We start from the raw sequence: 21729 nt of genomic DNA on the forward strand, positions 1-21729 counted from the left end.
GTACCCGATCCAACTGTGTTGACTGTCAGGCCGCCTTCGCGAGCAAGCCCGCTCCCACAGGTGGATTGTGGGGTGTCAGGTAGAGAGATGTCGGCTTTCAGGCCGTCATCGCAGGCAAGCCAGCTCCCACATTTTTTAGATCGCGGCGCGTCAGTTAGAACAGCGTCGGCTATCCGGCCGTCACGGGCAAGCCCAGCTCCCACAATTGACCACACAAGGTTCAGTCAACTCGGTCAAAGGTGGGAGCTGGCTTGCCTGCAAAAGGGTCACCTCGATCTCAAGCTGTAGCCGCAGCCGCCGGCACCTCAACCGCACTCAACCCTTCCTTCATCCGCTTGGCATCGCGCACAAAACTGCGCGAGGCCTGGAACAGAAACAGCATGGTCAAGAACAGCGCCACCGGAATCAGGTACATGGCGTCATGCAAGCCCACGGCTTTATAAGCCTCGGTCATCTGCTGCGCCCCGTCCGCATACATCGCCGAATGAGCAAAGTGATCGGACAATGCCCCGACCACCACCGGCCCCATGCCACCGCCGAGCAAATACAGCCCGGCAAAAAACAGCGCCATCGCTGTCGCGCGCAAACGCGGTTCGACCACGTCCTGGATCGCGGTATACACGCAGGTGTAGAAGTTGTAGGCAAACAACCAACCCACACTGAACAGCGCAACAAACACCCCGATCTCAACACGCCCGGCGTGCAATGCCCAGGCGGTGGTGACCGTGGAGATGATCAAGCTGAACGCAGCAAACAACAATCGACCATTGGCGACCCGTTGATGAATCTTGTCGGCAATCCACCCACCCAGCGTCAAGCCCACCAGGCCGGTCAGGCCGACGATGACGCCGGTTGCGACGGCCGCGTCCTGCAACGGCATGAGGAAATAGCGTTGCAACATCGGCACCAGGAATGAGTTGCACGCATAGGTGGCAAAGTTAAAACACAGCCCGGCCAGCACCAGCCACAGAAAGGTCGGCACGGCCAGCACGCGGCGGATCGGGCGGTCGACGCGCTCCTGGGAAACTTGCACGGTTTCCGCTGCCCCCCGCTTGGGTTCTTTTATGTAGAACATGAACACCGCCAGGATCAGCCCCGGCACCGCCGCGATAAAGAAGGGCGCGCGCCAGCTGTCGAACGCCTTGACCATCGCACCGATGGTGAAGAACGCCAGCAACAGGCCCAACGGCAGGCCGAGCATGAAAATCCCCATGGCCCGGGCGCGGCGGTGGGCGGGAAACAGGTCGCCAATCAGCGAATTGGCCGCCGGTGCATAACTGGCTTCGCCGATGCCAATGCCCATGCGCACCAACAGGAAGGTCCAGAAACTGCCGACCATGCCATTGACCGCCGTCAGCCCGCTCCAGGCGAACAAGCCCCAGCCCATCAACTTGCTGCGTGAACCGGTGTCGGCCAGGCGCCCGAGCGGCAGCCCGGCAATGGCGTAGACAATGGTAAAGGCGGTGCCGATGATACCGAGCTGGAAGTCGCTCAAGTGCCATTCCATGCGAATGGGCTCGATGATGATCGCGGGAATGGTACGGTCAAAGAAATTGAACAGGTTGGCGAGGAACAGCAGGAACAGAATGCGCCAGGCATTCGCCGCTTGGGTCGAGTTCTGCATGGGTCCGTCTCTTTTATTGTTATGAGAGCTGCGATGCCCGATGCATCCTGCTCAGGTCACTGCAACATAGTCAGGCTGGCGGTGATTGTCTGTAATGATTCGTAAAGCTGATAGGGCATGATTTCACCCAGGCAACCGGGGATTTTGCCCACGAAAATATAAGTGCGTGCCCCTCTTCCCAACGGCCATGGCACGGATAGAATGGCGAGCCTTTCGCAGCACCCTCCTCCTACTTTTCTTATTGATGACGCCCATGTCCGAAGCCAGTCCGTGTCTGAATTGCGGTGCCTGCTGTTCACACTTTCGCGTGTCTTTCTTTTGGGGTGAGTGCACCTCGTCCGGGGGCACGGTGCCCGATGAGCTGGTGGTGCAGATCAACCCCAGCCGCGTGGCGATGATCGGCACCGACCGCAAGCCGGCACGCTGCGCCAGCCTTGAAGGTGAAGTCGGACAAGCCACAAGCTGCTCAATTTATGAGCAACGCTCCAGCGTGTGCCGCGAGTTCGAGGCGTCCTGGAGCCAGGGCGTGCAAAATGTCGATTGCGACGCCGCCCGTGCCGCATTTGGCCTGGCCCCGCTGGAGGCTCCACACTTCGAACTCGACCTGCCGATCAGCGCTTAGCACCAAACGCTATGGAAGGCATATCAAAATAATTTGAGATCAAAACGCCATTACTGATGGCAAAGCTCGAGAGACTCCTATACTCGAGCTCATAGGTCATCGCCGCTGGCAGTGACAGGGCTCTGTGACGGGATAAGCTATGGAATGGCTGGGGCAGCATTTTTTTACCGACCTTCCCGACAGCGGGCACTTATTGCTCAATTGCAGTCATAACCCGTTTCTGGTGTTGCTGGCGTACCTGGTCGCCTGCGCGGCGGGTTTCGGTACCCTGGACATGGCCGAACGTGTCGGCCATGTCGAAAACCCCACCGCCCGCCGCCATTGGCGCTGGCTGGGTGCGGGATGCCTGGCAGGTGGCATCTGGTCGACCCATTTCATCAGCATGCTGGCCTTCCAAGCGCCCATTGCCATTCACTACGAATTGATCTTGACCTTCGCCTCGCTGCTGATCGCTCTGATCGCTTCGTTGCTCGCCATGCAGACCCTCAGTCATACCCACCTGCGTTTTCATCAGTACCTGGTGGCTTCAGTGTGGATGGGGCTGGGTATCGCGTTGATGCACTACGTGGGCATGTCGGCCATGCGTTCCCAGGCCCAGGTGTACTTCGAAACACGGCTGTTTTTGGCCTCGGTGGCGATTGCCATGGGCGCCAGCCTGGCGGCGTTGTTGCTGTCCAGTTACCTGCGCAATGGGGCCGGCGTGTTTCACCAACTGCTCAAATACGCCGCCAGCCTGGTGCTGGGTGCCGGGATCCTGAGCATGCACTTCACCGGCATGGCGGCCATGCAAATGCTGGTGCCCAGCGGCACGGACCTGTCGTTGCGGGCCGATGACAACCCGATTCAACTGGGCCTTTCAGTCGCGATGATCACCTTGCTGGTGATCGGCAGCAGCGTCAGCGCAGCCCTGGCCGACAAGAAGCTGCAACACAAGGAGCGCGACCTGCGCCGGGTCAACGCGCTGCTCAGCGAACTCGACCAGGCCCGCGCCTCGCTGCAACAAGTGGCCCATTTCGACGCGTTGACCAGCCTGCTCAACCGCCGTGGTTTCAATCAGATCTTCGCGGAGAAAGTCGCGGAAAAAACCCGCACTCAGGGCATGATGGCGGTGATCTTCCTCGATATCGACCACTTCAAGCGTATCAATGACAGCCTGGGCCATGATGCCGGCGACCAGTTGCTCACGGTGCTGGCCGGGCATATCAAGGGCTCGATACGCAGCCATGAAGATGTGGTGGCACGCTTTGGCGGCGATGAGTTTTGCATCCTGGTCAATATTCATCACCGCGACGAAGCCCGGAACATGGCCCAGCGCATCATGCAGAAGATGAAAGAACCCATCGAACTGGCCGGCCGGCGCATGGTGATGACCACCAGCATCGGCATCAGCCTGTTTCCCGAAGACGGCCACACCTGCGAAGAACTGCTTAAAACCGCCGACCTGGCGCTGTACCAATCCAAGGATGCCGGGCGCAATTGTCTGAACTTCTTCAGTTCCAACCTTAAAACCCGTGCCTTTCTTGAGCTGCAACTGGAAGAAGAACTGCGCGCCGCCTTGCGTACGCGCAGCCAGTTGGTGCTGTTTTATCAACCGATATTCGACATGAAGCTGGGCAAGGTCACGCGCCTGGAAGCCCTGGTGCGCTGGCAACACCCCCAACACGGGCTGCTGGCCCCGGACCGCTTTATCGGCATTGCCGAGAACAACGGGTTGATCGCCGAACTGGACCACTGGGTACTGCGCCAGGCCTGTCACGACCTGAGCCTGTTGTCTGACCGGGGCTACACCGAGTTGATCATGGCGGTGAACTGCTCGGCGTTGAACCTGGCGCGTGACGAACTGGCCGATGAAATCGAAGACGCCCTGCGCTTCGCCGGCATCGGCACCAACCGCCTGGAACTGGAAGTCACTGAAAACGCGTTGATGGGCAATATCAGCAGCACCCTGGCCCTGTTGCGGCAGATTCGCGCCCTGGGTGTGTCACTGGCCATCGATGACTTCGGCACTGGCTATTCGTCGCTGGCTTACCTCAAGCGCTTGCCGCTCAACACCTTGAAGATCGATCGCTCGTTTATCCAGGACATCCCCAAATCCACCGCAGACAGTGAAATTGTCCAGGCGATTATTGGCATGGCCCACACCCTGCACTTGCAGGTGGTCACCGAAGGGGTGGAAACCCAGGCGCAGTTCGAGCTGTTGCTCAAGCATGGCTGTGACTACATCCAGGGCTACCTGCTCAGCCCGGCGGTGCCCTTCGACGCCATCATCGGCGTGATGCAGGGGATTGCCATGCGCAATCCGCTGTACCCGCTCAGCGTGGAAACCAACAGCGAAACCCCTGCCCCCAAGGATCCCGCTACGGAACGAATGGGTTCGCAGTCTATTGTCAGGCCGATTCGCTGATAGCGTCTGCTGCCCAAAACAAGCCGTGTGCAGGGGATACACGTAGAACCAAGCGCTAGGTATCCAACCTGATAATGAACAGCTGAGAGGGCTGGACGCTACGCCTGTTGTGTTGGAGTCCGCCAATCAGATTAATGACCTTTTGGTGATGCAGCGCCGTACCGAAGTCCGTATTTGTGAAACTGGTGTACTGCAGCCCAAATTGCCCCCTATTCACCCCCCGATAGTCCCGGGATCGATGTAAGGTTCTTCGGAACGCCCGGTCAGCGATAAACGCCCCCGACGTATCGACCAGGTGCAAACAATACAACCTATCGTCCCCTGCTCGCCTGAACAGCAGTTTGGTGCCTGACACCTCCAGAAGCTCTCCATGGGCAACCTTGGCCATTACTTCGGTCATCAATGACCGCAGCGTCACCGGCCCCGGACGCGTGACGGCGTGATTGAAGTGCGGTTCAAAGCGATCCGAAGCAAAATCCACACGCCGCCAGGCTGCTGGCTGCGTACCTTCGTGCGCGCGCCCCAGAGGAATCCTCGGGTTCGATCCTATTGTGTGCCGCGTCGGTTCGAGCAGTGACAAAGGGGTATCCGAGGCTGTCTGCCCAGTGCGCCACACCCGCAGCATGTCCACATACTTGTAGTCCTTGCGATACTTATTGAATACAGCCCGAGCGATCTGCGTGTGGCTCACTGAAGTCAAGTCTGGAAACGCCTCTTGAACATAGGCCGTGATGGTTTTCTCAAACGGTCTTCTTTCGATGACCTGCCAGCTTTGTGCTCCCCGTAAGTAGGCGGCCCGATCATAGGTGGCGATCATCGGTTGTTCGGTGGGGTTGTTGCGCAACATCAGTTCAAAGCTGTCAAAGTCGTCATAGGTGGTGCCCGGCTTGTAGATACTTACATTGTCGGCGAACCACAGCGGATTCTCATGGGTGCGATAGTAAAGATCATCGATTTTAATAAAGTTGCCTTCGAGCTGAGACCAACCCGATTGCTGGCTGTAAACCGGTTTGTACTCCCAGATACTGAACATATCAGACTTACGTTGCAGCAAGGCAGGATCAATCTTCGTGCCCCAGGACTTCCATTGCTGAGTCACGATGACACTCGCGCGCGCCGCCGGCAGGGCAACAGGGGCGGTACGCCCGGGGTCTATACCCTGTAGCCGCAGCCTGGCCTGATCGAGTGTCGTGGTCGCATTGAGGTATTGACGAAATTCGACAGGAATATCGCGCAGCCCAATGGCTTGCAATTCCAGCGGGCCATCCCCCAGGCGCCGCACCAGACGAAGCTCCATGGCCCGCTCCCGCCCGGCAGGAAACTCGAACGAATCCAGGACCCGCGCCGCTTGCACATCACCCAGGTCTGGGTAGAGCCGCATCAGGTCATCACGTGCCATACGCGAGTGATAACCGCCCCTCAGGCCACTCTCGGGCGAGCGTATGATCCATTCGTTAGCCGTGTTGCGAGTAATAGGCGGCAGGTGATAGTGATGCCGACCGTCTCGACGTGGGTTCTGCAAACGCCAGGTTCCGATTGCCGTCGTCTCGTCATAGATGACCTTGAACCACTGGTCCTTTTCCTTGAGGAAATGCTGTCCGGGCGTCGAGCCTTTTCCCGCGCGGGTATAAAACCCTTGGCTTTCCCAGCCTGCCAATGGTGTGACGTCTTTGGGCGCCGCGTTGAGCGCCATCTGGTGCGGCAAGCCTGGCCGCGCCGAAGGAAGGCGCACAGGCGCGAACCCCACCGCACCGTCAATCAACGCCCCCACCATATAGCCGAATGCCCTGACAAACTCATGAGTCGCCCCCACACTGTCATCATTTTGCAAAGCATCCAGGGCGGCACTCAACGCCATTGCGCTGCGCACCAAGCCAATGACAAACGTCACCTTGACCGGGAAAACCGCTAACGCCACTTCAACCAACCCTTCGACCACCGTCCAGGTGCTACGCACATTTGACTCATGGGTACTGGTGGTCTTGCGGTCAGCCTGAGCGATGGCAGCGCGGGCCTCGAAATCGTAGGCGCGCTCCAGAAAATTGCCCTTGATCCCCCACAGAGAGATCTCGCTTCGGAAAATCCCTCTTCTGAATGTGGTTCGCAGTCGTGGCAGCGCAGAACCATCCATGCGCTCAAATAAATAATCCTGCCACCCATTGTTATTGACGAATTGATCCAGCAGTTGCGTCATACCGGTGTATTCGCGAAAGGCGCGCCCATCCGGGGACCGTGGGGTATACAAGGCGATCACATTGTTTTTCGGGTTGGCGCAGGTAACCGCCAGGACACCGCGCACGTGAATATCACGTATATAAAGCGCCGAAACGCTGACTTGATAGCCCCCCACCTTGGCCCGCTCCGCAGTCTCGGTGGGGTGGTCAAGCACGCTTTTGACCCGTGCATAACTGTCGCTCGTAAAGTCCTTGGCAATCTTGGCTTCAATCCCATCGACCCTGAGCTGCTTGCACATGACGTCGACGAAACTCTGCTTGAGCTGCTTGGCTTCGGCCGATGTCAGAAGACGTTTATTAAGAAACTCAATGTAGGAGCCGCCTATATCCACGTCACGTACCAGGTCCTTGACCTGTTGTGTGGTCAACGCCGTGTAGGGTTCCCCGTACAGGCTCAATTGGGACTTGGCCACAAACACCTCGTCCAGATAGTCGACATTTTCCAGGGCCAGCGCCGCCAGGCTTTTAGTTTCAGTGGAATAGTGCGGCTGGCCACTCTGCGGATTGGGCCTGGCGCCGGGAAAATAAAGACCAGGCGCGGGGTTGGGCCGACGAACAGTGACCTGAATATCGCACGGGTCCGTCTCGATGCCGTACTGGTTTTCCAGCGCCTGCGCCAGTTGCTCACTGCTGTAGGCCAATAGCGCCTGCTGGTCACCATACTGTAAAACCGAGGGCAGCCCCTCCCCGGTATAAGCACGTTCAAGTTCGCCCAGGTAGTCACGCGCGGCCGCTGCCCAGGCTTGTTTATCGGCCTCTGAGGCCGCGCTTAAAAACTGCTCGAGTTCGGCTTTGGAGCGTTTGGTTTCACGAGCGCGCAACACCTCGCTGACGCTGAAGCACTTTTGCATGTCCATGGTTCGATCCAGGCTGACTGGCAGCTGGCTGAAGTCTTCATCCGTGCCCCGGCGCTGATACCGACTCACCATGAACGCAAAATCATCGACCAGCTTTTCATACTGCGCCGCCACGCTGGCGCTGAAGACTGATTCAAGGATTTCTTTGTAGTCAAAGCAACCGGTGGTCTGTGCCTTGTCACGCAGGGCCGTCGCGGGTTCGTAGTGTTTGTCCGCAAGCAGGGAGAAGAGGCCATCGAACTCGTAGTCGGTGTTTAATCGCCGATGCAGTTCCTGATCCAGAAGCGCCAAGGACTGGAACGCCTCGAGGCCGCGATTAGGTGTAAACAAAACGACGATACCCACATTGACGCTGGTTGTTACCGGGCGAGCCACGAGCGGTGCAAGCGGCTTACTCCTGTTGGAGGACGAATCGAAAGGATCCCTAGCGGTCAGCATCACCGCACCCTGCAAAGGCATATCAGCGCCAGTACCTGCGCCCTTCAACACCACGGCGTAAGCCGCTGGCCTGTTGGGCCGTGCTTGCCGTGCGACCGCATCGGGATATGCCACGAACGTCTCGACCAGGCGCAAGCCGTTGGTGTTAAGCGTCCCATCGGCCCTGAGCAACGAAGCCTCTACGCTGATCTGTTTGCTACGTGCCGAGATCACAGAATCCTGGGGCAAGCGCGGGTCGGTCGTACTGACTGCCTGTTTCCAGAAAGTATCCAGGCACGCCCGATAGGCCGTCTGCAGCGAAGCCGACAGTTCATCGAGAAACGTGTCAAATGCAGCCGGTGTCAGCGATGAGGGCAACTGCTCGTCGGCGTCCTTGTCGCGGTCAAAGGTAAAAGTAGTGCTGCGGCTGGCAAAAGACGCGGGTTGCTGGTCAACGATTCGTCTGATGACAGCATCCATCACGCTTGGAAGCAGCCGAGTCGCCTGAACGGCGTCCTGCGCAACCACAACGTCGCTCGGATCGCTTTTGATAAATACCCGAGACGCGTCCAGGTTTGCGGGCGATGTGAACGTCGCATTTACCCGTTCATTGATAAAGGCCGAGAAAGTGGGGCGAGACCGCAGGAACTGCAGTGTGGTGTCGATGCCCTGGAGCTGGTCGCGGTAATGGGTCTTGTATTCGTTGTCCTGCGTCGCCGCAAGGCTTGCGGCAGGCGTGGAGGACAATCGGTAAGTCGGTTGCATGGTCGAGCCCTGAGTCAATGATTTCAGGGCTGAGAATTACGGATGTGTCGCTGGAAACAGCGTTACATACTTACCGGGAAGATCCTGACATACCCTATAACAATTAAAACGGCGTGGCAGAAGGCATACAACTGTGCCCGTGACGTTAACGTCACCCTGGCGTGTGACGTTTCTTCACGGCAAAGAGCCATCACGCTACTCGATTACACACTTTAACCCTCCGTAAGTTCGCGCCAAATAAGTGCAGCGCCTCAGAGTCGTGCCCTTTCCTGGATCAGTATCCAGGGCGAGACCACCACCGCCCATAAACTCGGATCCCGTTCAACCAGGTCCAATGCCCGCGTCGCAGACACTTCGCCAAGGCTCCCGGCGGCTAGCCAGGCGGCGACTTTGTCCCGGTTGTCTTCGGCCATTCCCTCGGCTGCCTCGATCAAATCCAGGCTGGCATCGACCCACAATAGGGCACCCTTGGCAAAGAACGGCTCAAGCTCCTTCCAGGAAATTTCGGCGGTTTCACCGAGCAGCTTGGCATAGAGGGTGCTTGGTTCTTGCGTCATGGGAATTCACCTGAGTAAAAAATCGGCGCAATCATAGCCCCGTCGCTCAGGCAGAAAAACCCAGTAGCAAATGAAGTAGCGATTGAAAGTGCCAGGAAAGCCAAGGAATGCCTTGAAAGCTGTTCGCAACCCGCCGCGATTCTGTCTTTTTCTTTCATTTAAGCGACATACCCAGGTTTTGCCCCCAGCTGCCAGCTTTTCAAGCGATCAGCCAGCGCTCTACACTGTACCGGTACAGTTGCCAGGGCAATGCCGGGGGGATATCCGCGATATCTGATCCGGTTCTGCAGCTCACAAGGCCGCTAGAACTATAAAAAATACAACAGTAAGAGTGGAGCACTATGAATAAGGCTACTAAGCAGATTTCCAAACTGTTTGCCGCTATGGTCCTGGCTGGGGTTGCCGGCCATTCGTTCGCAGCCGACACCATCAAGATCGGCATCGCCGGTCCCAAGACCGGTCCGGTGACGCAATACGGCGACATGCAATTCATGGGTGCCAAGCAAGCCATCAAAGACATCAACGCCAAGGGCGGCGTAGACGGCAAGATGCTTGAAGCCAAGGAATACGACGACGCTTGCGATCCAAAACAAGCCGTGGCCGTTGCCAACAAAGTGGTCAATGATGGCGTCAAGTTCGTCGTCGGCCACCTCTGCTCCAGCTCCACTCAGCCAGCGTCGGATATCTATGAAGACGAAGGCGTCATCATGATTACCCCGGCTGCCACCAGCCCTGAAATCACTTCCCGTGGCTACAAGCTGATCTTCCGCACCATCGGCCTGGACAGCGCGCAAGGCCCAGCGGCCGGCAACTACATCGCCGACCACGTGAAGCCGAAAATCGTTGCCGTACTGCACGACAAGCAGCAATACGGTGAAGGCATCGCCAGCGCCGTGAAGAAGACCCTTGAAGAAAAAGGCACCAAGGTTGCCGTCTTCGAAGGCCTGAACGCCGGTGACAAAGACTTCTCCTCGATCATCCAGAAACTCAAGCAAGCCAACGTCGACTTCGTCTACTACGGCGGCTACCACCCTGAGCTGGGCCTGATCCTGCGCCAAGCCAAGGAAAAAGGCCTGAACGCCAAGTTCATGGGCCCAGAGGGCGTGGGTAACGACTCGATCTCGCAAATCGCCCAGGGCGCTTCCGAAGGGCTGCTGGTAACCCTGCCGAAATCCTTCGACACCGACCCAGCCAACAAAGCCATCGTTGAAGAGTTCGCCAAGAACAAGCAGGACCCAACCGGTCCGTTCGTGTTCCCGGCCTACTCGGCAGTTGAAGTGATTGCCGGTGGTATTGCTGCGGCCAAAAGCGAAGACACCGCCAAAGTGGCCGAGGCCATCCACGCCGGTACCTTCAAGACCCCTACGGGCGACCTGAGCTTCGACGCCAAGGGCGACCTGAAGGACTTCAAGTTCGTGGTCTACGAATGGCACTTCGGTAAACCAAAAACCGAAGTTTCCCCTCAGTAAGCCAGGCGTTACTGGTCAACAAGCCCACTGTGCAAGCAGTGGGCTTTGTTTTACGAGGTTTATGGGCCATGTCACCCGCGATCCGGGCGCTGGCTCACCTGAAAATCTTAAAACCGTCACCAGCGGTTCGCTGGCAAACGCTTTGTGCAACCTGGTCACAGAACAGGGCACCGAGCCGGAAATGACTCCACCAGTGAAATGCGTATCGGGTTTTTAGGAGCGCTGTAATGCCTGAGATCTATCATTTTTTCCAACAGCTGGTTAATGGCCTGACCATTGGCAGCACCTATGCCTTGATAGCCATTGGCTACACAATGGTTTACGGCATCATTGGAATGATCAACTTCGCCCATGGCGAGGTGTACATGATTGGTTCCTACGTGGCCTTCATCGCCCTTGCCGGGCTGGCCATGATGGGGATCCACTCCCTGCCGCTGTTGATGACCGCTGCGTTTTTGGCGTCGATCATCGTGACCAGTGCCTATGGCTACAGCATCGAGCGGGTTGCCTACCGTCCCCTGCGGGGCAGCAACCGTTTGATCCCGCTGATTTCTGCCATCGGCATGTCGATTTTCCTGCAGAACACCGTACTGCTGTCTCAGGACTCCAAGGACAAGTCCATTCCCAACCTGATTCCGGGGAGCATCTCCTTCGGCCCAGGTGGCGCACAAGAAGTGCTGATTTCGTACATGCAGATTCTGGTTTTCGTGGTCACCCTGGTGGCCATGCTGGGCCTGACGCTGTTCATTTCCCGCTCCCGTCTGGGGCGCGCCTGCCGGGCCTGTGCCGAAGACATCAAGATGGCCAACCTGCTGGGCATCAACACCAACAACATCATCGCCCTGACCTTCGTCATTGGTGCTGCGCTGGCGGCCGTGGCGGCCGTGTTGCTGAGCATGCAATACGGCGTGATCAACCCCAACGCCGGTTTCCTGGTGGGCCTCAAGGCCTTTACCGCAGCGGTATTGGGCGGCATCGGCAGCATTCCGGGCGCCATGCTCGGCGGGCTGGTGCTGGGTGTGGCCGAAGCCTTTGGTGCCGATATCTTCGGTGACCAGTACAAGGACGTCGTCGCGTTCGGCCTGTTGGTTCTGGTGTTGTTGTTCCGTCCGACCGGCATCCTGGGCCGTCCGGAGGTTGAGAAAGTATGAGCAGATATCTTAAATCGGCGTTTTTCAGCGCCTTGCTGGTCTGGGCCGTGGCCTTTCCGGTACTCGGTCTCAAACTGAGCATTGTCGGCATCAACCTGGAAGTGCATGGCACCGGGCCTGTCACCCTGACTGTCATCGCGCTGTGTTCGGTGCTGATGTTCCTGCGTGTACTGTTCACCCAGCAGGTCGGAGCCTTGTTCAAGGGCAACCGTGGCCCGTTGGTGTCGCCCAAGGTCAGCCAATTTCTGACCCTGCCGCGCACCCAGCGCTACATCATCATCGGGTTGATCATCGCGGCGCTGATCTGGCCGTTCTTTGGCTCGCGCGGCGCGGTCGACATTGCCACCCTGATCCTGATCTACGTATTGCTGGGCCTGGGCCTGAACATCGTGGTGGGCCTGGCCGGCCTGCTCGACCTGGGTTATGTGGGCTTCTACGCCGTGGGTGCCTACACCTACGCGCTGCTCTCGCATTACCTGGGCTGGAGCTTCTGGATCTGCCTGCCGCTGGCCGGTATGGCAGCGGCCACGTTCGGCTTCCTGCTGGGCTTCCCGGTGCTGCGCCTGCGCGGTGACTACCTGGCCATCGTGACCCTGGGCTTCGGCGAAATCATTCGCCTGTTCCTGCGTAACCTTACCGACATCACCGGTGGCCCCAACGGCATCAGCAGCATCCCCAAGCCGACATTCTTCGGGCTGTCGTTCGACCGCAGCGCCGCCGAAGGCATGCAGACCTTCCACGAGTACTTCGGGATTGCCTACAACCCGGTGAGCAAAGTGGTGTTCCTGTACCTGGTCGCGCTGTTGCTGGCATTGGCGGCCCTGTTCGTGATCAACCGCCTGCTGCGTATGCCCATCGGGCGCGCCTGGGAAGCGTTGCGCGAAGATGAAATCGCCTGTCGCGCCCTGGGCCTGAACCCGACCATCATCAAACTTTCCGCATTCACCCTGGGCGCTGCGTTTGCAGGTTTTGCCGGCAGCTTCTTCGCCGCTCGCCAAGGCCTGGTGACGCCGGAATCGTTCACCTTTATCGAGTCGGCGATCATTCTCGCCATCGTGGTATTGGGTGGCATGGGCTCGCAACTGGGCGTGATCCTCGCGGCCATCGTGATGATCCTGCTGCCGGAAATGATGCGTGAGTTCAGCGAATACCGCATGTTGATGTTCGGCGCCATGATGGTGCTGATGATGATCTGGCGCCCTCAAGGCCTGCTGCCCATGCAACGTCCACACATGGAGCTGCGCAAATGAGCCGCGAGATCCTGAAAGTCGAAAATTTGAGCATGCGCTTCGGCGGTTTGCTGGCGGTCAACGGCGTGGCCCTGACCGTCAAAGAAAAGCAAGTGGTAGCCCTGATCGGCCCCAACGGCGCCGGCAAGACCACGGTGTTCAACTGCCTCACCGGTTTCTACAAGCCGAGCGGTGGCAGCATCCTGCTGGACGGCCAGCCGATCCAGGGCCTGGCCGGCCACGAAATCGCGCGCAAAGGCGTGGTGCGTACCTTCCAGAACGTGCGGTTGTTCAAGGACATGACGGCGGTCGAGAACCTGTTGATCGCCCAACACCGTCACTTGAACACCAACTTCTTCGCCGGCCTGTTCAAGACCCCGGCGTTCCGCAAGAGCGAGCGCGAGGCCATGGAATACGCGGCGTACTGGCTGGACAAGGTCAACCTGACCGAGTTCGCCAACCGCCCCGCCGGGACCCTCGCCTACGGCCAGCAACGTCGCCTGGAAATCGCCCGTTGCATGATGACCCGCCCGCGCATCCTGATGCTCGACGAACCTGCCGCCGGCCTGAACCCCAAGGAAACCGAAGACCTCAAGGCGCTGATCAGTGTGCTGCGTGAGGAAAACAACGCCACGGTACTGTTGATCGAACACGACATGAAACTGGTCATGAGCATCTCCGACCACATCGTGGTGATCAACCAGGGCACGCCGCTGGCCAACGGGACGCCGGAGCAGATCCGCGACAATCCTGAAGTGATCAAAGCCTATTTGGGGGAAGCGTAAAATGCTGCAATTCGAAAACGTTTCCACTTTCTACGGCAAGATCCAGGCCCTGCACAGCGTCAATGTGGAAGTGCGCCAGGGTGAGATCGTCACCCTGATCGGCGCCAACGGCGCAGGCAAATCGACCTTGCTGATGACCTTGTGCGGTTCGCCGCAAGCCTACAGTGGCAGCATCCGCTACATGGGTGAAGAACTGGTGGGCAAGCACTCCGCCGAGATCATGCGCAAGAGCATTGCGGTGGTGCCGGAAGGCCGTCGGGTGTTCTCGCGCCTGACTGTCGAAGAGAACCTGGCCATGGGTGGGTTCTTTACCGACAAGGGCGATTACCAGGAGCAGATGGACAAGGTGCTGCACCTGTTCCCCCGTCTCAAGGAACGCTTCAGCCAGCGCGGCGGCACCATGTCCGGCGGCGAACAGCAAATGCTCGCCATTGGCCGGGCGCTGATGAGCAAGCCAAAGCTGTTGCTGCTGGACGAGCCTTCCCTGGGCCTGGCACCGATCATCATCCAGCAGATCTTCGACATCATCGAACAGCTGCGCAAGGACGGTGTGACGGTGTTTTTGGTAGAGCAGAACGCCAACCAGGCGCTGAAAATCGCTGACCGCGCCTATGTGCTGGAGAATGGCCGAGTGGTGATGCAGGGCACCGGTGAGCAATTGCTGACCGATCCGAAGGTGCGGGAGGCGTACCTGGGCGGCTAGAAAGAGTGAGTTCTAAAATGGGAGCTGGCTTGTGTGGGAGCTGGCTTGCCTGCGATAGCATCACCTCGGTGTATCTGAAGCACCGAGGTGCCTGCATCGCGGGCAAGCCCGACTCCCACACAAGCCAGTTCTCATTTTTCTGGTAAAAATAAATATGTGTTGTTTGCAATTTTTTTCGATGGCCTTGTAACGAATTCCCTCCCCCTTTCTCTAGTGGTGCATGCAGGCAATCAAGCCTGCGCATTCAACCACTGCTGGAGACATACCATGACCACCAAACTGTCCGCTGCCACCCTCGTTCTGGCCCTTGGTTCTGCCCTGAGCCTGTCCGCCCTGACCACCACCGCCCACGCGGCCGACGACATGCAGAAATGCTTCGGCGTGGCTGAAGCCGGCAAGAATGACTGCGCCGCGGGCGCCGGTACTTCCTGCGCTGGCACCTCCAAAACCAAAGACCAGGCCAATGCCTGGAAACTGGTCCCCGCCGGCACGTGCACCCAGACCCCAAGCACCACCTCGCCGACCGGTTTTGGCCAGGAAGCGGCCTTCACCGCCCAATCCTGACCCCCGCGCAGCCTGAGTACTGATGATGACGCTTACAGCCCAACACGCGGTCTCACCGGCTCAGGCGCCCGGCCTGCCCTATCGGGCCGGGCTGGGGCTCAAGACCGAGCACTTCACCGAGGTGCTCGAGACCCGCCCCGACATCGGTTTTTTCGAAGTACACGCCGAAAACTACATTGTGGCCGGCGGCCCGTTTCACCACTATCTGGGGTTGATTCGTGCGCAGTACCCCCTGTCACTGCATGGCGTCGGCCTGTCCATTGGCGGCGAAGGCCCTCTGGACCGCGAGCACTTGGCTCGCCTGGCCACGCTGATCGAACGCTACCAACCCCAGTCTTTTTCCGAACACCTGGCCTGGTCCAGCCACGGCCCGGTGTTTCTCAACGACCTGCTGCCCCTGGCCTACGACGTCAGCACCCTGGAGCGGGTGTGCGAACACGTCGACCAGGTACAAAGCACGCTCAAGCGTCCGATGCTGCTGGAAAACCCGTCCACTTATCTGCAGTTCCAGCGCTCTACCCTGGACGAAACCGACTTTATCAGCGAGATCATCCGCCGTACCGGTTGCGGCCTGCTGCTCGACGTCAACAACGTCTACGTGTCCTGCATCAATCATCAGCGCGACCCGCTGGCCTACATCGATGCCCTGCCATTGCACGCAGTGGGTGAGATTCATCTGGCCGGCTTTGCCGAAGACACTGACAGCCTGGGCGACCGCCTGCTGATCGATGACCACGGCGCGCCGATCGATAACGCCGTGTGGCAGCTGTACGCACAGGTATTGGCGCGGACGGGAGCTGTCGCCACGCTGATCGAGCGGGATAACCAAGTGCCCGCGTTCAGCGTTTTGCAAGCAGAGGCCCGACAGGCCGAAGGGTATTTGTCGCAGGTGGCCCGATGAGTATTCAGCAGGCATTTGCCCAAGCTTTACTGGCCCCGCAAGCAACCTGCCCCGAGGGCGTGTTCAGCAGCAACGGTGCCGAGCCGGCGAGCCGCTTTGCGGTGTATCGCAACAATGTCCATAGCGCGTTGATCAATGCCTTGGTAGCCGCCTACCCGGTGGCGCGGCAACTGGTCGGCGATGAGTTTTTCCGCACCATGGCCGGCCTGTATGTCCAGGCCCACCCGCCTATCAGCCCGTTGATCAGTGAGTACGGCGGCACGTTCGCTGACTTTATCCAGGCTTTCGAACCGGCCTCAAGCGTGCCCTACCTGGCCGATGTCGCCCGGCTGGAACGCTTACGGGTTCGCGCTTATCACGCGGCGGATTGCCAGGTCCTGGATCAGCACAGCGTACTTGAGCAACTGCAAGGTTGCGCGCAACTGGGGCAACTGCGTGTACGACTGCATCCGTCACTCGCCACGCTGGAATCTTCCTACGCGGTGGTATCGGTTTGGGCGGCGCACCAGACCGACGGGGCCGTCGCCAGCTTGAACCCCTGGTATGCCCAAGGCGCGCTGGTCTTGCGCCAAGGGTTGGCGGTCAAGGTATTCGCCGTCGACAGCGGATCAGTGACCTTTATCAACCGCCTCAACCAAGGCGCTGGGTTGGAGATGGCCATAGCTGATGCTCTGGAAGCCTCCACCGAATTCGATTTGCACCAATGTCTCACGCTGTTGATCAGCCACGACGCCATTACCCATTTGCACCTGCCACCCGAGGTATTGCCATGAACATTCCCGCTCCCTGCCTGGTAAAGCGAACCGTCGCACTGTTTGAAAAAATCCCCTACAGCCTGATCGCCTTTATCGCGCGCTTCTCCATTGCGGCGGTGTTCTGGAAGTCCGGGCAGACCAAGGTCGAAGGCTTTGCCATCGACCTGATCAGCGGCACCTTCCAATGGGGCGAGCCCAAACTTGCGGCCTCGACCCTGTTTTTGTTTCGCAGCGAATACCAACTGCCTCTGCTGTCGCCGCAGGTGGCCGCGCACCTGGCAACCTTTGCCGAGCACTTTTTTCCGGTATTGATCCTGCTGGGGTTCGCCACGCGGTTTTCGGCCCTGGCCTTGATCGGTATGACCCTGACCATCCAGCTGTTCGTCTACCCGGACGCCTATCCCACTCACGGCACCTGGCTGGCGCTGTTATTGCTGTTGCTTGCCAAAGGGCCGGGTTGGCTGTCCGTCGACCACCTGATTGCCCGTCGTTATCGCTGAAGTCGGTCCAGTGCCTCGCCGCTGCGCTTGAACCCGTCCACCAGGTAGTCGGCCAACACCTGGGTACGCCGTGGCAGGCCGCCCTGATAGGGATGCACCAGGTACATCGGCATGCTGCGTGTCTGATAGTCGCGCAGCAGCCAGCGCAATCGGCCGTCAGCCAGTTCCGCAGGTAGAACGTAGGACGGCAGGCGGGCAATACCGGCGCCGACCAACGCGGCTTTTTTCAGCAGGTTGTAGTGGTTGGAGGCGAAGGTGCCGCTCACCTTTACCCGCAGCAGTTCGTGTTGCTGGTGGTACAACCATTCCTCGCGGCCGCTGTAATGGCTGTTGAGCAGACAGCTGTGCGCCGCCAGGTCCGCCGGGGTCAGTGGTTCGCCATGCTGTTCCAGATAAGCCGGGCTGGCGCAGGTCATTTCATGCCAGGCCAGCAAGGGTTTGGCCACCAGGCGTTCATGCTCGATGGCGCCGGAGCGTACGCCCAAGTCAAAGCCATCGCGTGCCAAGTCTCGGTAGCTGTTATTGAGCTCCAGCTCGATCTGCACCTGGGGATATTGCTTGGAGAATTCCAGCAACAAACCATCGAAGAAGGTTTCGCCCAACGACACCGGAACGGTCATACGCACAGGGCCAGCCAAATCATCTTTGAGTCGCGCCAAGGCCTGGCGGGCGCGTTCCACCTGCACCACCAACGCTTGTGCCTGGGGCAGCAACGCCGCGCCGGCAGCGGTGAGGCTCAGCTTGCGCGTGGTGCGGTGCAGCAGTACCACGGCGAACTGCGCTTCCAACTGGCTGATGCGCTTGGATAACTGCCCTTTGCTGCAGCCCAATTGTGCAGCCGCCACGGTGAAACTGCCGGCTTCGATCAGCACGGCGAACGCCGCCAGGTCATCCATTTCGCTCATGAATTGTTTCCATTTGAAAACCAAAGGTTGCCTATTAGCGCGTTTATCCGACCAAAAAGCCACACTAGACTGAATGCAACCCCATACCACTGTAGGAGCGAGCTTGCTCGCGAAAAACTCAAGATCGCCGCCGTGTAGTCATTTTTACCGCGTGATCGTTGACGTCCTTCGCCAGCAAGCTCGCTCCTACAGGCAATCAGCCTAGAGGAACAGCACGATGAAAATCCTATTGATCGGTGCCAGCGGCACCATCGGTTCAGCGGTCAAGGCGGAACTGGCCCAGCGCCACGAAGTGATCAGCATCGGCCGCACCAGCGGCGACTTTCAGGTGGATATCAGCGATAGCGCCTCGATCCGCAGTCTGTTCGAGCAGACCGGCAAGTTCGACGCCCTGATCTGCGCGGCAGGCAACGTCAACTTCGTGCCCCTGGCAGACATGAACGACAGCGATTTCGAACTGGGCCTGCGTGACAAGCTGATGGGCCAGGTCAACCTGCTGTTGATCGGTCGTGAGTACGCCAACGATGGCGCTTCGTTCACGTTCACCAGCGGCATTCTGAACCGTGATCCGATCCGCACCGGCGCTTCGGCGGCTTTGGTCAACGGTGCATTGGACGCCTTCGTCAAAGCGGCGGCCATTGAGTTGCCACGCGGTCTGCGCATCAACTCGGTCAGCCCGACGGTGTTGCTGGAAGCCATGGGCAGCTATGCCCCTTATTTCCGCGGCTATAAACCTGCCCCCGCCGCCGATGTGGCGCTGGCTTACGCGAAAAGCGTCGAAGGCCTGCAAACCGGTCAGACCTTTATCGTAGGTTGAAGGTGATATCTGTAAGAAACGCCTGAAGCTGGCAAGCGGGCTTGTGATGCACGGCCAGCCTGCGTAACGTGGCGGCACTTGCCTGGAGACCCGATAATGCGCGCCGCCCGTACCCTCGCCCTGTTTGCCTTGCTTCCTCTGTTCGCCGCCTGCCAATTGTTTGAAAGCGAGCCGGCCAAGCCATCGACTGTCGGGCTGACCCGTATGCAGGGTGAGTTGACGGCGGTGGACGGCAAACTGCTGTTCCAGCCGTGTGGCGACCAGCGTAGCTACGTGGTCAACGACACCGGCGGCACCAGCGTCCTGCAGGAAGCGGCCTCGCTGGCTGGCCAGCAGGGCATGCTGTTTGCCGACCTGCGTGGCAAGTTTTCCGGGGTCGCCAGCGGCACCCAGGGCTCAGTGGACCTGCAACAGTTGTATCGCGTCGAACGCTCGACCTCAGCCTGCTCCGACCCGGACTTCAAGCGCATGATCCTGCGGGCCAATGGCCATAAACCCGCCTGGGCAATGAATGTCACGGCCAAGGGCATGGTGCTGGAACGCGAAGGCCAGCCACCTTTGGCAGTGCCGTACGTCGAGGAACAACTGGGCGACGGCCGTTTCAACCTGATGACCGAAGCCAATAACCAGCACATCGAACTGTGGGTGGCGCCCCAGCGCTGCGTCGACAGTGTGAGCGGCAGCCTGCAACACATGAGCGCCGAGTTGCGCGTGAACGGCCAGGTGCAGCGCGGTTGCGCGGCGTTCGGCGGCTCGCGGGACGATTAACCTGACGGAAAGTCGCCATTGGGGCTTATAATCGCCGGTTTGCAAAACAGCCGGCCTTCTTGCCCGCCGCCTACCGGATCCTGTCATGTTACGAATCACTGAACTCAAGCTGCCCATCGACCATCCCGAAGAAGACCTGCGCACAGCCATCGTGCAGCGCCTGGGCATCGCCAGTGATGACCTGCTCGATTTCACCCTGTTCAAGCGCAGCTACGATGCGCGTAAAAAAACCTCTGAGCTGTGCTTCATCTACACCGTCGACCTGAACGTGAAGGGTGAAGCCCCTCTGCTGCTCAAGTTTGCCGATGATCGCAACGTCAATCCGGCACCGGACGTCAGCTACAAGGTGGTGGGCCAGGCGCCGGAAGGCCTGGCTGAGCGGCCAATCGTGGTGGGCTTTGGCCCCTGCGGGATTTTCGCCGGGCTGCTGCTGGCACAGATGGGCTTCAAGCCGATCATCCTCGAGCGCGGCAAGGAAGTACGCCAACGCACCAAGGACACCTGGGGCCTGTGGCGCAAAAGCGTGCTCAACCCCGAGTCCAACGTGCAATTCGGTGAAGGCGGCGCCGGTACCTTTTCCGACGGCAAGCTGTACAGCCAGATCAAGGACCCTAAATTCCACGGTCGCAAAGTGCTGCACGAGTTCGTCAAGGCCGGCGCGCCGGAAGAAATCCTCTACGTCAGCAAGCCGCACATCGGCACCTTCCGCCTGACCGGCGTGGTGGAAAACATGCGCGAGCAGATCATCGCCCTGGGCGGTGAAGTGCGCTTCGAACAGCGGGTCACCGACGTGCTGATCGAAGACGGCCAGTTGAACGGCGTGGTCATCGACGGCGGCGAGCAGATCCTCTCCAAGCACGTGATTCTTGCCCTGGGCCACAGCGCCCGTGACACCTTCCGCATGCTCCACGACCGCGGCGTGTACATGGAAGCCAAGCCGTTCTCGGTGGGTTTCCGTATCGAGCACCCGCAGTCGCTGATCGACGCCGCACGCCTGGGCAAATACGCTGGCCACCCCAAGCTGGGCGCAGCGGACTACAAGCTGGTGCACCACGCCAAGAATGGCCGTTCGGTCTACAGCTTCTGCATGTGCCCGGGCGGCACCGTTGTGGCCGCGACCTCGGAACCCCATCGCGTCGTGACCAACGGTATGAGCCAGTACTCGCGTAACGAGCGCAATGCCAACTCGGGCATCGTGGTAGGCATCACCCCCGAGGTGGATTACCCGGGCGGCCCGTTGGCCGGTATCGAGTTGCAGGAACGCCTGGAATCCCACGCCTACATCCTCGGCGGCAGTAACTACGAGGCCCCCGCGCAACTGGTGGGCGACTTCATCGCCGGCAAGCCCTCCACCGCCCTAGGCAGTGTGGAGCCGTCCTACAAACCTGGCGTGTCGTTGGGCGACCTGGCACTGGCCTTGCCGGACTTCGCCATCGAAGCCATCCGCGAAGCCTTGCCGGCGTTCGAGAAGCAGATCAAAGGCTACTCGCTGCACGATGCGGTGCTGACCGGCATCGAGACCCGTACCTCGTCCCCGTTGCGCATTACCCGCAATGAGTCGATGCAGAGCCTGAACGTCAAAGGCTTGTTCCCGGCCGGTGAAGGCGCAGGGTATGCCGGTGGGATTCTGTCGGCGGGTGTCGACGGGATCCGGATCGCCGAGGCGCTGGCGCGGGATATGCTCGGCATCGAGGCCTAAAGC

At 59.3% G+C, this 21729-nt stretch carries 18 protein-coding genes; 14 read left to right on the plus strand and 4 right to left on the minus strand.

Features of this window, described 5'->3' with window-relative positions; all coding sequences use genetic code 11:
- Positions 1-277: 277 nt before the first annotated feature.
- Entirely contained in the window at positions 278-1624 is a 1347-nt protein-coding gene (locus A7K61_RS22445; RefSeq protein ID WP_032895679.1) for an MFS transporter, read from the minus strand.
- Positions 1625-1877: 253 nt separating this feature from the next.
- Between A7K61_RS22445 and A7K61_RS22450 the strand changes: the two genes are divergently transcribed.
- Together A7K61_RS22450 and A7K61_RS22455 are read left to right on the plus strand one after the other, a co-directional pair.
- Positions 1878-2246, plus strand: a complete 369-nt coding sequence (locus A7K61_RS22450; protein ID WP_069558407.1) for a YkgJ family cysteine cluster protein — start codon at positions 1878-1880, stop codon at positions 2244-2246.
- A gap of 139 nt (positions 2247-2385) precedes the next feature.
- Entirely contained in the window at positions 2386-4650 is a 2265-nt protein-coding gene (locus A7K61_RS22455; RefSeq protein WP_069558408.1) for a bifunctional diguanylate cyclase/phosphodiesterase, read from the plus strand.
- A gap of 55 nt (positions 4651-4705) precedes the next feature.
- Here the strand turns inward: A7K61_RS22455 and A7K61_RS22460 are convergent, their stop codons facing one another.
- Positions 4706-8923: a dermonecrotic toxin domain-containing protein gene (locus A7K61_RS22460; protein WP_069558409.1), complete on the minus strand. Its 4218-nt coding sequence runs from the start codon at positions 8921-8923 to the stop codon at positions 4706-4708.
- Positions 8924-9174: 251 nt separating this feature from the next.
- Positions 9175-9480, minus strand: a complete 306-nt coding sequence (locus A7K61_RS22465; RefSeq protein ID WP_032895676.1) for a DUF2288 domain-containing protein — start codon at positions 9478-9480, stop codon at positions 9175-9177.
- Between the two features lie 341 nt (positions 9481-9821).
- Here A7K61_RS22465 and A7K61_RS22470 point away from each other — a divergent pair, with 341 nt between their 5' ends.
- The 9 genes from A7K61_RS22470 to A7K61_RS22510 all read left to right on the plus strand — a co-directional run bounded on the left by A7K61_RS22470 (position 9822) and on the right by A7K61_RS22510 (position 17537).
- Complete coding sequence (locus A7K61_RS22470; protein WP_003193533.1) at positions 9822-10949, plus strand: branched-chain amino acid ABC transporter substrate-binding protein; 1128 nt, start codon at positions 9822-9824, stop codon at positions 10947-10949.
- 227 nt (positions 10950-11176) lie between these two features.
- Positions 11177-12100 (plus strand): high-affinity branched-chain amino acid ABC transporter permease LivH, encoded by a 924-nt coding sequence (gene livH, locus A7K61_RS22475; RefSeq protein WP_003193535.1) that lies wholly within the window; start codon positions 11177-11179, stop codon positions 12098-12100.
- Positions 12097-13350, plus strand: coding sequence for a high-affinity branched-chain amino acid ABC transporter permease LivM (locus A7K61_RS22480; protein ID WP_003193536.1), 1254 nt, complete (start codon positions 12097-12099; stop codon positions 13348-13350). Before livH ends, A7K61_RS22480 begins: the two co-directional genes overlap by 4 nt.
- Positions 13347-14114: a high-affinity branched-chain amino acid ABC transporter ATP-binding protein LivG gene (gene livG / locus A7K61_RS22485; RefSeq protein WP_003193538.1), complete on the plus strand. Its 768-nt coding sequence runs from the start codon at positions 13347-13349 to the stop codon at positions 14112-14114. Before A7K61_RS22480 ends, livG begins: the two co-directional genes overlap by 4 nt.
- A 1-nt stretch (position 14115) precedes the next feature.
- Positions 14116-14817: an ABC transporter ATP-binding protein gene (locus A7K61_RS22490; RefSeq protein WP_003193540.1), complete on the plus strand. Its 702-nt coding sequence runs from the start codon at positions 14116-14118 to the stop codon at positions 14815-14817.
- 267 nt (positions 14818-15084) lie between these two features.
- Positions 15085-15381, plus strand: coding sequence for a DUF2282 domain-containing protein (locus A7K61_RS22495; protein WP_044267561.1), 297 nt, complete (start codon positions 15085-15087; stop codon positions 15379-15381).
- Between the two features lie 22 nt (positions 15382-15403).
- Positions 15404-16282, plus strand: a complete 879-nt coding sequence (locus tag A7K61_RS22500; protein WP_069558410.1) for a DUF692 domain-containing protein — start codon at positions 15404-15406, stop codon at positions 16280-16282.
- Positions 16279-17055, plus strand: coding sequence for a DUF2063 domain-containing protein (locus A7K61_RS22505; RefSeq protein WP_069558411.1), 777 nt, complete (start codon positions 16279-16281; stop codon positions 17053-17055). Before A7K61_RS22500 ends, A7K61_RS22505 begins: the two co-directional genes overlap by 4 nt.
- Positions 17052-17537 (plus strand): DoxX family protein, encoded by a 486-nt coding sequence (locus A7K61_RS22510; protein WP_044267569.1) that lies wholly within the window; start codon positions 17052-17054, stop codon positions 17535-17537. The genes A7K61_RS22505 and A7K61_RS22510 overlap by 4 nt, the downstream gene beginning before the upstream one ends.
- On the opposite strand, the gene A7K61_RS22515 is transcribed toward A7K61_RS22510, so the two are convergent.
- Entirely contained in the window at positions 17528-18442 is a 915-nt protein-coding gene (locus A7K61_RS22515) for a LysR family transcriptional regulator (RefSeq protein WP_069558412.1), read from the minus strand. The genes A7K61_RS22510 and A7K61_RS22515 overlap by 10 nt on opposite strands.
- A gap of 217 nt (positions 18443-18659) precedes the next feature.
- On the opposite strand from A7K61_RS22515, the gene A7K61_RS22520 reads away from it, so the two are divergent.
- The 3 genes from A7K61_RS22520 to A7K61_RS22530 all read left to right on the plus strand — a co-directional run bounded on the left by A7K61_RS22520 (position 18660) and on the right by A7K61_RS22530 (position 21726).
- Positions 18660-19259 carry a short chain dehydrogenase gene (locus A7K61_RS22520; protein WP_069558413.1) on the plus strand — a complete coding sequence of 200 codons (600 nt, stop codon included), beginning with the start codon at positions 18660-18662 and terminating at the stop codon, positions 19257-19259.
- A gap of 96 nt (positions 19260-19355) precedes the next feature.
- A complete protein-coding gene (locus tag A7K61_RS22525; protein ID WP_032895666.1) occupies positions 19356-20027 on the plus strand; it encodes a COG3650 family protein in 672 nt (223 codons plus the stop codon).
- Between the two features lie 85 nt (positions 20028-20112).
- Positions 20113-21726, plus strand: coding sequence for an NAD(P)/FAD-dependent oxidoreductase (locus A7K61_RS22530; RefSeq protein WP_003193556.1), 1614 nt, complete (start codon positions 20113-20115; stop codon positions 21724-21726).
- Positions 21727-21729 lie beyond the last annotated feature (3 nt).

The organism is Pseudomonas sp. AP42, assembly GCF_001728935.1.
Lineage (GTDB): Bacteria > Pseudomonadota > Gammaproteobacteria > Pseudomonadales > Pseudomonadaceae > Aquipseudomonas > Aquipseudomonas lactis.

Bases quoted from the DNA above. Each gene is read 5' to 3' on its own strand.
- A7K61_RS22445 (WP_032895679.1), bottom strand. From the start codon at position 1,624: ATGCAGAACTCGACCCAAGCGGCGAATGCCTGGCGCATTCTGTTCCTG.
- A7K61_RS22450 (WP_069558407.1), top strand. From the start codon at position 1,878: ATGTCCGAAGCCAGTCCGTGTCTGAATTGCGGTGCCTGCTGTTCACAC.
- A7K61_RS22455 (WP_069558408.1), top strand. From the start codon at position 2,386: ATGGAATGGCTGGGGCAGCATTTTTTTACCGACCTTCCCGACAGCGGG.
- A7K61_RS22460 (WP_069558409.1), bottom strand. From the start codon at position 8,923: ATGCAACCGACTTACCGATTGTCCTCCACGCCTGCCGCAAGCCTTGCG.
- A7K61_RS22465 (WP_032895676.1), bottom strand. From the start codon at position 9,480: ATGACGCAAGAACCAAGCACCCTCTATGCCAAGCTGCTCGGTGAAACC.
- A7K61_RS22470 (WP_003193533.1), top strand. From the start codon at position 9,822: ATGAATAAGGCTACTAAGCAGATTTCCAAACTGTTTGCCGCTATGGTC.
- livH (WP_003193535.1), top strand. From the start codon at position 11,177: ATGCCTGAGATCTATCATTTTTTCCAACAGCTGGTTAATGGCCTGACC.
- A7K61_RS22480 (WP_003193536.1), top strand. From the start codon at position 12,097: ATGAGCAGATATCTTAAATCGGCGTTTTTCAGCGCCTTGCTGGTCTGG.
- livG (WP_003193538.1), top strand. From the start codon at position 13,347: ATGAGCCGCGAGATCCTGAAAGTCGAAAATTTGAGCATGCGCTTCGGC.
- A7K61_RS22490 (WP_003193540.1), top strand. From the start codon at position 14,116: ATGCTGCAATTCGAAAACGTTTCCACTTTCTACGGCAAGATCCAGGCC.
- A7K61_RS22495 (WP_044267561.1), top strand. From the start codon at position 15,085: ATGACCACCAAACTGTCCGCTGCCACCCTCGTTCTGGCCCTTGGTTCT.
- A7K61_RS22500 (WP_069558410.1), top strand. From the start codon at position 15,404: ATGATGACGCTTACAGCCCAACACGCGGTCTCACCGGCTCAGGCGCCC.
- A7K61_RS22505 (WP_069558411.1), top strand. From the start codon at position 16,279: ATGAGTATTCAGCAGGCATTTGCCCAAGCTTTACTGGCCCCGCAAGCA.
- A7K61_RS22510 (WP_044267569.1), top strand. From the start codon at position 17,052: ATGAACATTCCCGCTCCCTGCCTGGTAAAGCGAACCGTCGCACTGTTT.
- A7K61_RS22515 (WP_069558412.1), bottom strand. From the start codon at position 18,442: ATGAGCGAAATGGATGACCTGGCGGCGTTCGCCGTGCTGATCGAAGCC.
- A7K61_RS22520 (WP_069558413.1), top strand. From the start codon at position 18,660: ATGAAAATCCTATTGATCGGTGCCAGCGGCACCATCGGTTCAGCGGTC.
- A7K61_RS22525 (WP_032895666.1), top strand. From the start codon at position 19,356: ATGCGCGCCGCCCGTACCCTCGCCCTGTTTGCCTTGCTTCCTCTGTTC.
- A7K61_RS22530 (WP_003193556.1), top strand. From the start codon at position 20,113: ATGTTACGAATCACTGAACTCAAGCTGCCCATCGACCATCCCGAAGAA.